The 14,354-nt window shown below is 64.3% G+C and carries 13 protein-coding genes and 1 pseudogene; 11 read left to right on the forward strand and 3 right to left on the reverse strand.

Going from position 1 to position 14,354, the window contains the following annotated elements:
* Position 1: 1 nt before the first annotated feature.
* The 8 genes from AKL02_RS00135 (at position 2) to AKL02_RS00170 (ending at position 9,913) form a co-directional block, all read left to right on the forward strand.
* On the forward strand, positions 2–1,114 hold the full coding sequence (locus tag AKL02_RS00135) for an ABC transporter ATP-binding protein (protein WP_083076707.1): 1,113 nt from the start codon (positions 2–4) through the stop codon (positions 1,112–1,114).
* Positions 1,111–2,610 carry an FAD-dependent oxidoreductase gene (locus tag AKL02_RS00140; protein ID WP_083076703.1) on the forward strand — a complete coding sequence of 500 codons (1,500 nt, stop codon included), beginning with the start codon at positions 1,111–1,113 and terminating at the stop codon, positions 2,608–2,610. Before AKL02_RS00135 ends, AKL02_RS00140 begins: the two co-directional genes overlap by 4 nt.
* Positions 2,611–2,652: 42 nt before the next feature.
* Positions 2,653–4,239, forward strand: coding sequence for a GMC family oxidoreductase (locus tag AKL02_RS00145; protein WP_083076700.1), 1,587 nt, complete (start codon positions 2,653–2,655; stop codon positions 4,237–4,239).
* Between the two features lies 1 nt (position 4,240).
* A complete protein-coding gene (locus tag AKL02_RS00150; protein WP_108722336.1) occupies positions 4,241–4,573 on the forward strand; it encodes a Dabb family protein in 333 nt (110 codons plus the stop codon).
* 1 nt (position 4,574) lies between these two features.
* Complete coding sequence (locus AKL02_RS00155; protein ID WP_083076693.1) at positions 4,575–5,600, forward strand: LacI family DNA-binding transcriptional regulator; 1,026 nt, start codon at positions 4,575–4,577, stop codon at positions 5,598–5,600.
* 93 nt (positions 5,601–5,693) lie between these two features.
* Entirely contained in the window at positions 5,694–6,863 is a 1,170-nt protein-coding gene (locus AKL02_RS00160; RefSeq protein WP_083076689.1) for a Gfo/Idh/MocA family protein, read from the forward strand.
* 24 nt (positions 6,864–6,887) lie between these two features.
* Positions 6,888–8,978 carry an FAD-dependent oxidoreductase gene (locus tag AKL02_RS00165; protein WP_083076686.1) on the forward strand — a complete coding sequence of 697 codons (2,091 nt, stop codon included), beginning with the start codon at positions 6,888–6,890 and terminating at the stop codon, positions 8,976–8,978.
* Positions 8,975–9,913, forward strand: a complete 939-nt coding sequence (locus tag AKL02_RS00170) for a sugar kinase (protein ID WP_083076682.1) — start codon at positions 8,975–8,977, stop codon at positions 9,911–9,913. The genes AKL02_RS00165 and AKL02_RS00170 overlap by 4 nt, the downstream gene beginning before the upstream one ends.
* A gap of 173 nt (positions 9,914–10,086) precedes the next feature.
* Here AKL02_RS00170 and AKL02_RS00175 read toward each other — a convergent pair whose 3' ends face one another.
* The 3 genes and pseudogenes from AKL02_RS00175 to AKL02_RS00180 all read right to left on the reverse strand — a co-directional run bounded on the left by AKL02_RS00175 (position 10,087) and on the right by AKL02_RS00180 (position 11,535).
* Complete coding sequence (locus AKL02_RS00175; RefSeq protein ID WP_133051935.1) at positions 10,087–10,308, reverse strand: hypothetical protein; 222 nt, start codon at positions 10,306–10,308, stop codon at positions 10,087–10,089.
* 87 nt (positions 10,309–10,395) lie between these two features.
* Positions 10,396–10,476, reverse strand: a pseudogene (locus AKL02_RS21255) (hypothetical protein); the annotation flags it as partial.
* A gap of 243 nt (positions 10,477–10,719) precedes the next feature.
* Complete coding sequence (locus AKL02_RS00180) at positions 10,720–11,535, reverse strand: MurR/RpiR family transcriptional regulator (protein ID WP_332836473.1); 816 nt, start codon at positions 11,533–11,535, stop codon at positions 10,720–10,722.
* Positions 11,536–11,735: 200 nt separating this feature from the next.
* On the opposite strand from AKL02_RS00180, the gene AKL02_RS00185 reads away from it, so the two are divergent.
* Genes AKL02_RS00185 through AKL02_RS00195 form a run of 3 tightly spaced genes read left to right on the forward strand, consistent with a single transcriptional unit; the run spans position 11,736 to position 14,337 of the window.
* Positions 11,736–12,506 (forward strand): N-formylglutamate amidohydrolase, encoded by a 771-nt coding sequence (locus tag AKL02_RS00185; protein WP_083076676.1) that lies wholly within the window; start codon positions 11,736–11,738, stop codon positions 12,504–12,506.
* Entirely contained in the window at positions 12,506–13,012 is a 507-nt protein-coding gene (locus tag AKL02_RS00190; RefSeq protein WP_078522175.1) for a TRAP transporter small permease subunit, read from the forward strand. Before AKL02_RS00185 ends, AKL02_RS00190 begins: the two co-directional genes overlap by 1 nt.
* The gene (locus tag AKL02_RS00195) at positions 13,012–14,337 is read left to right on the forward strand and encodes a TRAP transporter large permease (RefSeq protein ID WP_083076673.1); all 1,326 of its coding nucleotides are present in this window, start codon (positions 13,012–13,014) and stop codon (positions 14,335–14,337) included. The genes AKL02_RS00190 and AKL02_RS00195 overlap by 1 nt, the downstream gene beginning before the upstream one ends.
* Positions 14,338–14,354: the final 17 nt, after the last annotated feature.

The following is a 14,354-nucleotide window of genomic DNA, read 5'->3' on the forward strand; positions in this document are numbered from 1 at the left end:
AATGGGTCTCCTCGATATTTCAAACGTCACCAAGTCCTACGGCGCGGTCGAAGTGCTGCACAGCGTCGACATCTCGGTCGATGAAGGTGAATTCCTCGTGCTGGTCGGCCCGTCCGGCTGCGGCAAGTCCACGCTTCTGAGCATGATCGCAGGGTTGGAAGGGATCACCTCCGGCGAGATTTCGATCAAGGGGCGCACCATGAATGGTGTGCACCCGTCGAAGCGCAACATCGCGATGGTGTTCCAGTCCTACGCGCTCTACCCGAACATGACGGTGGGCCAGAACATCACTTTCGGTCTCGAGATGCATGGCACACCCAAGCCCGAACGCGAGGACGCGATGAACCGGGTGGCGGAGATGCTGCAGATCGACAATCTGCTCGACCGCAAACCGGGGCAGCTTTCAGGTGGTCAGCGTCAGCGCGTCGCGATGGGCCGTGCGCTGGTGCGCGACCCGGATGTGTTCCTGTTCGACGAGCCGCTGTCGAACCTCGACGCGAAACTGCGCGTCGATATGCGCACCGAGATCAAGAAGCTGCACCAGAGCCTTGGCACCACGATCGTCTACGTGACCCACGACCAGATCGAGGCGATGACGCTCTCGACCCGGATCGCGGTGATGAACAAGGGCTATGTGCAGCAGCTCGGCACGCCGAAGGAAATCTACGACACGCCCTCGAATGTTTTCGTGGCGACCTTCATGGGTAGCCCCGCGATGAACGTGTTCCCGTCGCGGATCGTGGTGAAGGACGGTGCGCCCCATGCGGCCGTGACGGGCCATGACGGGGTGGAGCAACTGCTCCGCTTCCCGCAACCCAATCTCGCCGCGTGGGACGGGCGCGAAATCCTTCTCGGGATCCGGCCGGAGACGATCACCGATCCGGAGGGGGCCGATCGCAATGCCGACCATATCGCGTCGCTGCGCAACCATATCGGCGTCACCGAACCCGCAGGGTCGGACACGTTCGTGACGATGACGCTGGGCGGGCGCGACGCCATCGCCCGGATGCGGGCCGATGTGACCGTGCGGGCGGGTGAGGTCTTCGATTTCGCCGTCAACATGGACAAGGCGGTGGCCTTCGATCCCAAGACGGAGGAGCGCATCCAGCCATGAGCGATGCCGACGTCATCATCATCGGCTCGGGCATGGGCGGTGCCACCACGGCGGCGGCACTGGCCCGGACGGGGCGGCGCGTGCTGGTGCTCGAGCGTGGCGAACGCCTGCCCGACACGCCGGACGCGCGCGACCCGGACGCGATCTTCGCGCGTGGTCATTACCGGCCCGAGGAAACCTGGCTCGATGGCGATGACGTGCCGTTCAACCCCGGCAATTACTACAATGTCGGCGGCAACTCGAAATTCTACGGCGCCGTTCTGATGCGCTACCGCAAGGCGGATTTCTCGCCTGTCGCGCATCAGGGTGGCACCACGCCGGGCTGGCCGATCGCCTATGACGAGATCGAGCCGTTCTACCAGAAGGCCGAGGCGCTCTATCAGGTGCGCGGTCAGCTTGGAGAGGACCCGACGGAGCCGCGCCATTCCGGCCTCTACGCCCATGCGCCGGTCCCGGACGAGCCCGATATCAAGGCGCTGCGGCGGCGGCTGAAATCGGTCGGGCTGCACCCTTCTTCCCTGCCGCTTGGGGTCGATATCGACCGCTGGCTCGCGCATGGGCGGACGCCTTGGGATGCGTTCCCCGATACCTGCGGCGGCAAGATGGATGCCGAAAGCGTCGGTCTGGCGACGGCGCTGAAATCCCCGAATGTGGAGCTGATGACGGGCACGCGGGCGCGGCGTCTGATCGTCGATGCCGAGAACCGCATCAGCGGGGTCGAGATCGAGAAAGACGGGCAGACGCAGACGCTGACGGCGTCGGTCGTCGTGCTCTCCGCCGGGGCGGTGCAAAGCGCGGCCCTCTTGCTGGCCTCTGCGACTGAGCGCCATCCGACCGGGCTGGCGAACGGCTCCGATCAGGTCGGGCGCAATTTCATGAACCACAATTGCTCGGCCGTTCTGGCGCTGCACCCACTCCGTCGGAACCGGGCGGTCTATCAGAAGACACTGGCGATCAACGATTTCTACCTCTCGGGCGGGGCGAGTGGCGCGCCGCTGGGCAATATCCAGCTGCTCGGCAAAATCTCCGGTCCGATCCTCGCCTCGGCCTCGCCGCTGCCGCGACCGGTGGCGAGCTGGATCGCCAACCGATCGGTCGATCTCTACGCGATGTCCGAAGACCTCCCCAATCCCAAGAGCCGCGTGACGCTGAAGAACGGCAAGATCCGGCTCGACTGGAAGCGGTCCAACTGGGAGGCACATCTCGAACTCGTCGCCATGCTGCGCAGAAAGCTGCGCGCTGCGGGCTACCCGATCGTGCTTGCGCGGCCGTTCGACCGACAGACCCCGTCGCATCAATGCGGGACGGCGCGGATGGGTAACGATCCGGCGTCGAGCGTCGTCGACACGTTCTGCCGCAGCCATGATCACCCGAACCTGTTCATCGCCGATGCGTCCGTCTTGCCGACCTCGGCTGCCGTGAACCCCGCCCTTACCGTCGCGGCGCTCGCCCTGCGCGCAGCCGAGCATATCGCACAGACAGAGCTCGCCGCCTGAGCCACCCGGGCTACGGCGAGAGACTTGGCCAAGGAGGCCAGCATGAAGACGACTTACGATTTCATCATTATCGGCGGCGGTTCGGCGGGCTCGGTGCTGGCCGGGCGTCTCTCCGAGGATCCGTCGGCGGACGTCCTGCTGCTCGAGGCGGGCGGCAGCGATCGCCACCCGTTCTATCATCTGCCCGCGGGCTTCGCGAAGATGACCAAGGGCATCGGCAGCTGGGGCTGGGAAACGGTTCCGCAGCGGCACATGCAGAACAAGGTCTTTCGCTACACTCAGGCCAAGGTGATCGGCGGCGGCTCCGCGATCAACGCGCAGGTCTATACCCGCGGCAATGCGCGCGATTACGACGAATGGCGTCAGATGGGATGCACCGGCTGGGGCTATGAGGACGTGCTGCCCTATTTCCGCAAGGCCGAGGATAACGCGAGCCTCGAGAACCGGTATCACGGCAAGGGCGGTCCGCTCGGCGTGAGCGACCCGCGCGCCCCCCTGCCGGTCTGCGAGGCCTATTTCGAAGCGGCAGCGGAGCTTGGTATCCCGCGCAATTACGACGTGAACGGCGAGAAGCAGGACGGCGTCGCCTATTATCAGCTGACCCAGCGCAACGTGCGCCGCTCCTCGGCGGCGATGGCCTATGTCGCGCCGAACCGTCACCGCGAGAACCTGACGGTGCAGCTGGGTGCGCAGGTGCGCCGGATCGTGGTCGAGAATGGCCGCGCGATAGGGGTCGAGCTTGTCGATGGCACGCGGTTGCGGGCGGAAAGCGAAGTGCTGCTCTGTTCGGGGGCGATCGGCTCGCCGCGGCTCCTGCAGCTGTCGGGGATCGGACCGGCGGACGAGCTGGCCTCGCTCGGGATCGATGTCGTCTTCGACCAGCCGGAGGTGGGGTCCAATCTGCAGGATCACCTCGACCTTTATTGCATCAGCGAACTGTCGGGCCCCTATAGCTACGACCGTTATGCGAAACCGCATTGGGCGGCGCTGGCGGGGCTGCAATATCTGTTCGGACGCAAGGGGCCGGTGGCGTCGTCTTTGTTCGAAACCGGCGGCTTCTGGTATGCCGATCCCGAGTCGCGGTCCCCGGATCTGCAGTTCCATCTCGGGCTCGGGACCGGCATCGAACACGGCGTCGTCTCGATGCCGCAGGGCGGTATCACGCTCAATTCCTGTTACCTGCGCCCGCGCTCGCGCGGCAGCGTCCGCCTGCAAAGCGACGATCCGGCGAAGGCGCCGTTGATCGATCCGAACTATCTGCAGGATCCGCTCGATCGCGAAATGTCGATCCGGGGGCTGAAGCTGACGCAGGAAATCCTGTCGCAATCGCCCTTGCGCAAATATATCCTCGCCGAGCGCCTTCCCGGGCCCGATGTCCGAACCGATGAGGATTACTTCGATTTCATCTGCACCCATTCGAAAACGTCGCATCACTGCGCGGGGACATGTCGCATGGGCGCCGATCCGGGAGCTGTCGTAGACCCGACATTGCGGTTCAACGGGATCGAGGGACTGCGCGTCGTCGATAACTCGATCATGCCGCGCGTGATCTCGTCCAACACCAACGCCGCGGCGATCATGATCGGCGAGAAAGCCGCCGATATGATCCGCGCGTCACATGGAGGCTGACATGACAGTGCGCCACATCGTTCTCGTCAAATTTAAACCCGAGCTGAGCGAGGAAGAGATCGCGCCGCTCTGGGAGGAGCTGAACGCGATCGAGGGCAAGGTGGACGGGCTTGGCGCGATCTGCGCGGGCCGCTCCGAGAGCCCCGAGAAGATCGAGCGCGGCTACATGCACGGCTTCACCGTCGATTTCCGCGACTGGGAGGCGCTCGCCGCCTATCAGGAACATCCCGATCACCGGGCGCTCGGTGCGAAGCTCGTGGCCAACGCCCAAGGCGGGATCGACGGCATCCTCGTTTTCGACCTTGAGATCGCGGCACAGCCGCAGGGGGCGTGACATGGCGCCGAGCGACCGCAGACCGACGATCATCGACGTGGCGCGCAAGGCCGGGGTCTCGAAATCGACCGTCAGCCTCGTGATCCAGAACAGCCCCTTGGTGAAGCAGAAAACGCGCGAGCAGGTGCAGGCTGCGATGACCGAGATCGGCTATGTCTATAACCGGGCGGCGGCCAATCTGCGCAGCGCGGGGGCCGGGCTCGTCGGTCTCGTGATCAACGACCTGCGCAACCCATTCTTCACCGAATTCGCGACATCCGTCCAAATGGCGTTGTCGAGCCGCGGCTATGCTGCGGTCGTGGCCAATACCGACGAAGACCCCCAGCTGCAGGCGCAGGTGGTCGAGGCGATGATCGAGCACGGCGTCTCCGCGATGATCCTGTCGCCCGCCTATGGCGACGAGGCGCTGAGCTTCGAGGCGCTTCAGCGGGCGGGCATTCCGGCGATGCAGGTGCTGCGTAAAGTCGAGATGCGGACCGAGCTCTTCCCCTTCGCCGCGCCGGACTATCCGAACGGGACGCGCATCGCGACAGAGCATCTCCTCGAACAAGGCGCGAAGCGGATCGCTTTCGTTGGCGGTCTGGAAGGCCGGGCGGTCACGCAGGAACGCATGGCGGGCTATCTGAGTGCGATCGAGAGCGCCGGGCTCGAGCCCCATGTTCTGACCGGCAGCGCGAGCCGCGCCTTCGGCAGGGAGGCGGCGCACGCGTTGGCAAAGGATCATCCGGAGGTCGATGCCGCGGTCTGCTTCAACGATCAGGTCGCGCTCGGGATGATTTCGGGCTGCGCCGAGATCGGGCGCAATGTCGGGCGCGATCTGCGCATCGTGGGCTTCGATGACATCGAGGAAGCGGCCCATTCCTGGCCGCCGCTCAGCTCGGTGCGCTGCGATATTGACGGCTTCGGGAAGCTTGTCGCCGAAACGATCCTGGCCTGGCTCGAGAACGACAAGGTACCGGCGCCGGAAATCCGCACGCCGGTCTCGCTGGCCATTCGTGGATCGAGTGGCGAGACGCCTGCGGGCTGAGACGACAGGGAGACGGGAGGCCCGCCCGTTCGGACGAAACAGAGACGAGACCGCGCGGAGAGACACCGGCGCGAACAGGAGAGGAGTGTTCTAATGACAGAGATCCGCGTTGCCGTGCTCGGCGCTTCGGGGTGGATGGGCAAAGTCCACACGATGGCCTACGAGACTTTTCCGCATTTCTTCGGGACCGAGGGAGGTACGGCGCGCGTCGTCACCCTCGTCGATCGCAATCCCGCGCGGGCGCAGGAGCTTGCCGCCCGGGTGCCCGGTGCGCGGATCGTTCAGGACTGGCGCGAGGTGATCGCCGATCCCGAGGTTGATCTTGTGGATATCTGCCTGCCCGACAACCTGCATTACGAGGTCGCGAAAGCCGCGCTCGAAGCGGGCAAGCATGTCTTCTGCGAAAAGCCCCTTGCCGAGTCCGCCGAGGAGGCGCGCGAGCTTGCCGATATCGCGAAGGCGCGCGGCCTGATCACCCGCGTCGGCCACGGCTTCCCGCGCAACCCCGTCCATGATCTCGCGAAGGAGATCATCGATGCGGGCGAGATCGGCGAGATCACGATGTTCAAAGGGTGCCAGCATGTCGACATGTATGGCGACCCGATGGTGCCCTATATGTGGCGCGCCGATGGGTCGCTCGCACCGACCGGGATCGTCGGGGATACCGGCAGCCATGTCTTCAGCTTCATGGAATTCCTCGTCGGTCGCGTCACGTCTCTGATCGCCAACAACATCATCGTCACGCCGCGCCGTCCCAAGATCGAAGGGCTGGGGCTTGGCGAGACGGCAGAGCTGACCGGCAGCGAGGAATGGGCCGATATCACCAATCCCGACGCGAGCCAGATTCTGTGCACGTTCGAGAACGGTGCGAACGGGATCGTGGATTTCAGCCGTGTAGCGACCGGGCGCAAATTCATGCAGACCTACGAGATCTACGGCACGAAAGGCAGCCTCGCCTATACGTTCGACGAGGTGAACCGGCTGCGCTTCTACACCAATGCCGATCCGATCGGGCGCCGCGGCTACCGCGAGATCGATGTCGGGCCCGAGCATCCGACCTACGCGGCCTTCCTGCCGCTACCGAATTTTGCGCTCGGCTATAACGAGACCAAGATCATCGAAGCGGCGGAGGTCATCCGCTCCATCGTCTCCGGCAAGGCGATGTGGCCGACCTTCGAGACAGGCCATCACATCACCCAGATCGTCGACGCCTGCATGAGCTCATCCCGGCAACGCGCCTGGGTCGACATTCCGCAAAGCTGATCGCACCGCAAACGGAGCCAAGACATGGACAGTGCAATCCCTCAGGAAATCCTCGACGCCCTGACCGATATCGAGATGCCGCGGCTGCGGGCCGACGAGGCGGTCCCGGAGATGCTCGAGGTCGCGGGCCTCACCCTGCCGGTCTATCTCACCGGCTGCCTCGTCGTCGGCAGCGGGGCGGCTGGCCTTCGCGCCGCCGTCGAACTCAAGCGGCGCGGCGGCGAGGTGATCGTCGCGAGCCAGAGCGCCTGGGGCGGGACCTCCGCCTGCTCGGGCTCCGACAAGCAGACGCTGCACACCGCGAATACCGCCGATCACGGGGATGATTTTCAGGCGATGGCGCGGGCGATCCGGGCTGGCGGCGCAATGGACGAGGATACGGCCTATATCGAGGCGGTCGGCTCGCCGCGCATGATGGCCTCGCTGCAATATCTCGGCCTGCCGCTGCCGCAGGACCGGTTCGGCGCGACGCTGCGCTACAAGACCGACCATGACGAGACCGGGCGCGCGACGAGTTGCGGCCCCAGAACCTCGCGGCTGATGGTCAAGGTGCTGGCGGAAGAGGCGCTGCGGCTCCACGTGCCGATCTTCAACCACACGACGGTCGTGCAACTGCTCACCGAAGGAGAGGGGGGCGACCGCCGTGTCACCGGGGCGCTGGCGTTCCGCAAATCCGACCGCAGCGACGCCAACCCATACGGTCTCGTGCTGTTTGCCGCGCCGAATGTCGTGCTCGCGGCAGGCGGGCCGGGTGAGCTTTATCGCGACAGCGTCTATCCTAATGGCTGTTTTGGCACGCTGGGTCTCGCGCTTGAAGCGGGGATCGAACTGGTGAACCTCACCGAGAGCCAGTTCGGCATCGGTACGCGCCGCGAAGGGTTCCCGTGGAACCTCTCGGGGACTTACGTGCAATCCCTGCCGCATATCTATTCGGTCGATGCCGAAGGGCGCGAGCATCATTTCCTCGCGCAATATTACCGGACGACGCAGGAGTTGGCCTCCAACGTGTTCCGCAAGGGCTATCAATGGCCGTTCCACGCGACGCGGATGTTGGATTTCGCGTCGAGCCTCGTCGATCTGGCGATTTGGCGCGAGAGCGCTGCGGGGCGCCGGGTCTTCATGGACTTCAACCGCAACCCGCTTCCGGTGCCCGGGGATCAGCCCTTCGATCTTACCCGCCTCGACGAGGATGTGCGGACCTATCTGGGCACGGCCGGGGCGGATCAGGAGTTGCCGATCGACCGGCTGCGCCACATGAACCCGCTCGCGATCGAACTGTACCGTCGCTACAAGGTCGACATCGCCGCCGCGCCGCTCGAATTCGCGGTGAACAACCAGCATATGAATGGCGGGATCGCGGTCGATCCGTGGGGGCGCTCCAACCTCCGCGGTGTCTATGCCGCGGGCGAGGCGGCGGGCACGCATGGCGTGACGCGCCCGGGCGGATCGGCCCTGAACGCCGGTCAGGTCTTCGGCACCCGCGTTGGCGAGCATATCGGCGCGAGCCGCACGGCGCATGCGCCGGATGCCGTCGGATCGGCGGCCCTCACTGCGGCGGTGACGGATCTGCTTGCACGGTTGAACACGGACAGCGCGCATTCCGTGAAGTCGGTCCGCGACGAAGTTCAGGCCCGGATGAGCGACCATGCCGGGATGATCTGCAACAGCGAGGACGTGGCCGAAGCGCTTGCAGCGGCGCGCCAGTTGAACCGGAGCTTGCGCAGCGGCGGGATCGCCCCGGAGCGCGTGGGCGATGGCGGGCGTGCGATCCAGTGGCAGCAGATGGCACTTGCCTCCGAGGCCGTCCTTGCCGCGCTCGACCGGTATATCTCGCAAGGCGGTGGCAGCCGCGGCGCGCGCGCGATCTGTTCCGATGAGGGCGAAGCGATCCCGATGGCGCGCAACACGGATCTGGGCGCGTTCCGCTTCAAAACGGAGCGCGACACCGACAAGCAGACGCAAATCCTCGTCCGTCTGGAAGGGGAAGATTTGAAGATCGACACCCGCGAAAACCGCAGCTTCGACGAGAGCGCGCGCGCGTTCTTCGAGCGGGATTGGCCCGATTGGCTGACCGGACGCATCTTTGACCTCGACGCGAAAGGCCTGCGCGAATGAGTGAGAACCCGAAGAAGATGGTCGCCATCGGCGAAGCGATGCTGGAACTCGCCCCGGTCGAGGGCGGCACGTTCCGCCTCGGCTATGCGGGCGATACGTTCAACACGCTGTGGCATGCGGCGCAACTGCTTGGATCGCGTGCCCGGGCGGGCTTCGTCACGCGCATCGGCGAGGATAAGCTGTCCGGTCGTTTCCTCGCCGAGATGGAGGCGGATGGCTTGGACATCTCCACCGTGCAGCGCGATGCCGAGCGCGAGATGGGCCTCTACATGATCGAACTGGAGGGGGCGGAGCGCAGTTTTCACTATTGGCGCCAGCTCTCTGCGGCGCGTCGGCTCGCGGATGATCCCGATACCCTCGGGCGCGCCTTGTCCGGCGCGGATCTCGTCCATGTGTCGGGCATCACCCTCGCCATTCTCTCGCCGGAGGCGCGCGAGACGTTGTTCGACGCGATTGCCAAGGCGCGCAGCGATGGCGCGCGTATTTCCTTCGATCCGAACTATCGGCCACGGCTCTGGCAATCGCCGGAGGAGGCGCGTGACACGTGTCTGCGCATGCTCGCCCATACCGATATCGCGCTGCCGAGTTTTGACGACGAGGCTGCCTTGTGGGGCGATGCGACACCGGAACAGACCTTGGCGCGATTGAGCGGGCAGGGGGTGGCGGAGATCGCCGTGAAGGATGGCGCGCGCCCCGTCTGGTATCTTGCCGAGGGGCGCACCGGTCGGCGCGACACCCCAGTTCTGACAGAGCTGCGTGATACCACCGGCGCGGGCGACGCGTTCAATGCGGGCTATCTTGCCGCCCGTCTTCTTGGTCACCCGGTCGAACAGGCGGTCGGCATGGGACAGACAGTCGGCGGCGCGGTCTTGGGCGCGCCGGGCGCGCGGCTGGGCAAGGACGCAGCGCGCGCCCTCGCGGCATCGCTGGAATAGGGCGGTTACGGTCCATCGAGTGACCTCATGCCTATGCGGTGGTCGTCATTCCGCCGCGCCGTGACGCTTCAAACCTGTCAGGCTGCCGTGTCGGGCGCGGGACTTCCACCCACGCCAAACCGCTCTGGCATCTGAAAATAGGTAAGCGTTGACGTGTGTTCTTCTCACGAACCTCATTCGCCTTCAGGATGGGCATGCCTTTGGCTCTCATAGAGAGACAGGTCGGGGAGGCCTTTGGCTCCGAGTGCTGCCGGGACTGCGGGCGACAGAGGATCCACATTGGCAATGGCCTCGATTTGGGAATGGAGGTCGCTGAGAGGTCCCGTAATCAGGTCTTCCATCGGGCTGAAGCTCATGCCCCAGGCCTTCAGTATGTCGACCAAGGCGTCGAACATAGCTCGTGTGTCTGCGGCACGCCCGGCGCGACGGGCCCTCCACTCGGTGGAGAGAGCAAGCCTGACGTTCGCACAGCGTGCCTCGCCCTCTATGAAGTCCCTCGTCTTAAGAGACCTGTTAATCTCACGGAGAGGTTCGACGTCCGTAAACTCATTCGGGACGCGCATGCGGAAGTAGTAGGTCTTCCCCGTTGCCCCATCCGGGTGGAGTTCTCGCAAATTTCACCCGCAGTTGGGTGGAGAAATTTCTCCAAAGAAACTGGGAACTTCCGACGCCCGAGAGAAAAATTGCTTTCTCCCTCGAGCCTGCATCTCCTGGGCACCATTATTCAAAAAGTCGCGCGACTCATCCGGGTTGCGCGACTTTTTCGTTTCCGGGCTGTGCGTTTTCGCGCAGGCGCGCGCTGGGCCTTATTTCCTGCGGAAAAAGCGCGCGCGGTCGTACAGCGCCTCCAGCCGCGCCATGCGGGCCGAGGTTTCTTCCCATGTCAGCGACTGGATCGCGGCCATAAGCGTTTCGACCAGAACCTGAATCGCGACCGTCGAATCCCACGCCGAGGGCGCTTCGATCTGCGCCGAGAAGCGATAGCGCGCATGGGTTGCGGCGGGCGAGACCCAAGGGTCGGTGATCAGCACGACTTCCGCCCCCTGCTCGACCGCCATCTCCACCAGTTGCAGCACGCTCGATTCGTAGCGGCGAATGTCGAAAACCAAGAGCACGTCGCCCTTCTGCATCTCGAGAAGCGCGGGCGGCCAGCTGTTCGACAGCGGCTCTAGCAGTTCGACGCCGGGGCGGATCACCTTCATATGCGCCACGAAATAGGCGGCGATCGGGCCGGTGATCCGGCCCCCAGTCGCGAAGATGCGGCGTTTGGGATCGGCCATCAGCGCGGCAGCGGCGTCGAACTCGGCGTGGTCGATCTGCTTCAGCGTCGCCTGCAGATTGCCCAGAACCGTATCGGCGAAGCGGTTGATCATATGGGTGTCGGGCGCATCCCCCGCCCAGCGATCGTGCTTGACCAGCGGCGAGACAAGCTGCGCCTCCAACTCGTCGCGCACCGCCTGCTGCAGCCCCGGATAGCCGCCATAGCCCATCTTCTGCGCCAATCGCACCACGGTGGGAGAGGAGACCTCGGCGGCCCGCGCCAGCTGCGCGACAGATCCCAGAAGCGCCATCGGATAGTGGCGCAGGATATGTCCGGCGAGTTGTTTCTCGGTCCGGGTCATCTCTTCGATGCCCGTCCGGAGCCTGTCTTCGATGCTTTGCGTCGCTGCTGACAAATCGGGCACCCCCGTGCGAATCAAGTTAGAAATGATTGTAACAGAATTTTCTTCTCTGAAATTTTCTTGACAGATGCGGCTTGGCGGGGCGAGCCTGACCCCAGGACGCGACGTAGAATCGCGCCGCTCAACAGAGAGGGACCGATTTGAACAGCGCGCATGCAGCGGTGGAAATCGAAGGCGCGGATCGACCGGGTGAGGTCGTTCTGGTCTGCGAACATGCGTCGAATGTTTTTCCGGCGCCTTGGGGCGATCTGGGTCTGACCCCCGATCAGCGCGAGGCGCATATCGCTTGGGATCCCGGCGCGCTGGGCCTTGCGCGTGGTTTGGCTGCGAAATTGCACGCACCGCTGGTCGCGGCCCGCCAGTCGCGCTTGATCTACGATCTTAACCGCCCGCCGCATCATCCGGGTGCAATGCCCGTGACTTCCGAGATTCACGACATTCCCGGCAATGCGGAGCTGTCGCCCGAGGATCGCAGCGCCCGCACCGAGGCGCTTTACCTGCCATTCCATGCCGCGCTGCGCGGTCTCATCGCCGAGCGGTTGGCACGCGGCAGGCCAACGACGCTGGTCACCGTGCATTCCTTCACGCCGATCTGGTTCGGCAAGCCGCGTGCGGTCGAGCTTGGCGTGATCCACGATGCCGATCCGAGCCTGGCGCAGGCGGTTCTCGATGAAGCCCGCCGTGTCACCGAACTCGATGCGCGTCTTAACGAACCTTACTCGGGCGCCGATGGCGTCTGTCATACGCTCGCGCTGCAGGCCACGCCGATGGGGCTGCCGAATGTCATGCTGGAGCTGCGCAACGATCTGATCGCCGATCCCGCCGCGCAAGAGGCGATGGCTGCGACGCTTGCCCCGGTGCTGCAAGCCGCGCTGTCGCAGATCGCCGCAAATAACGGGGAGGCCGCCTGATGCCACGCTGGAGTGTCGCCTATGTTCGCCTGATCGACGGGTTCAACCGCAAGCTCGGCAAGGTGGCGATGTACCTGCTCTACGTGATGATGGCGATCATGCTGTTCTCATCGCTGACGAAGATCTTCGAAATCCCCGCGCTCTGGACGCTCGAGATGGCCCAGTTCACGCTGGTCGCCTATTACATGCTCGGCGCGCCGTGGACGCTTCAGGGCGACACGAACGTCCGGATGGACCTGCTGTATTCCCGCTGGTCTCCGAAAGGGCAGGCCTGGTGGGATGCCTTCACCGTTTTCGCGCTGATGTTCTACCTTGGGATCATGGTCTACTCGGCCTTCGATTCCACGGTCTATTCCTTCGAATATAACGAGCGAAACCCGACCGCGTGGCGTCCGGTGCTGTGGCCGATCAAGGTCATCATCACCACGGGCTTCGCGCTTCTGTTCCTGCAGGCCGTGGCACTTCTGATCCGCGATGTCGCGACTATTCGCGGAGAGGAAATCTGATGGATCACAACACCATCGCCCTTTTGATGTTCTCGACGATGCTGCTGATGATGCTGACCGGTCAGCGCGTCTTCGGCGCGATCGGTTTCGTCGCCGTAGTCGCGGCGTTCTGGCTCTGGGGGCCGGGCGGTACGCAGATGGGCTTCGGCTCGGTCATGAAGCTGATGAAATGGACGCCGCTTCTGACGCTGCCGATGTTCGTCTACATGGGCTACGTGATGTCCGAGAGCCGTCTGGCCGAAGACCTCTATCGGATGTTCCACGTCTGGTTCGGGCCATTACCGGGCGGCCTCGCCATCGGGACGATCATGCTGATGGTGATGATCTCGGTGATGAACGGTCTGTCGGTCGCGGGCATGGCCATTGGGGCGACGATCGCGCTGCCGGAACTGCTGCGCCGGAACTACGACAAGCTGATGATCTCGGGTGTCATTCAGGCGGGGTCGTCCTTGGGCATCCTGATCCCGCCCTCGGTCGTGCTGGTGCTGTTCTCGCTGATCGCGCGCCAGCCGGTGTCGGAGCTGTGGCTGGCAGGTGCGGTGCCGGGGCTGCTGATGGCCACGCTTTTCGTCGCCTATATCGTGATCCGCTGCAAAATGAACCCGGACCTCGCGCCGCCGATGGATGCGGAAGAGCGCGCCATGATCACCATGCGCGAGAAGCTGCGCCTTCTGCGCGCGGGCCTGATGCCGGTCTTCATCTTCGTTGCGATGATGGTGCCTTTCCTGAAGGGCTGGGCGAGCCTGACCGAAGCCTCGGTGATCGGCGCGCTGGCGGCCGTCTTCGCGGCGGCGATCAAGCGGCGCTTCACCTGGCAGGTCTTCAAGGTTTCGACCGAGAACACGCTCAAGATCACCGTGATGTTCATGCTGATCATCACCGCGGCGCTCTCCTTCGGGGCGGTGTTCGACGGTCTTGGCGCGGGCCGCGCGATCGAGGATTTCTTCACCGACAGCCTCGGCCTCGGCCCGTGGCAGATCCTGATCCTGATGCAGCTGAGCTTCCTCGTGATGGGGATGTTCCTCGACGACACGGCGATGCTGGTGATCGTGGCCCCGGTCTATGTCTCGCTCGCCCGGCATCTGGGCTTCGACATGATCTGGTACGGTGTCCTTTATACCATCACCTGTCAGGTTGCCTATCTCACGCCGCCCTTCGGCTATAACCTGTTCCTGATGAAGGCGATGGCGCCGAAGGATTTCACCCTGCCGGTGATCTACGCCTCGGTGATCCCCTTCGTGGGCGTGATGGTCCTGACGCTGATCCTCGTAATGATCTTTCCGCAGCTGGCGCTCTGGCTGCCGCATGCGGTGCTTGGAAGATAACCATAACCCGGAAAAAC

It is taken from the genome of Thioclava electrotropha, assembly GCF_002085925.2.
Classification (GTDB): Bacteria; Pseudomonadota; Alphaproteobacteria; order Rhodobacterales; family Rhodobacteraceae; genus Thioclava; species Thioclava electrotropha.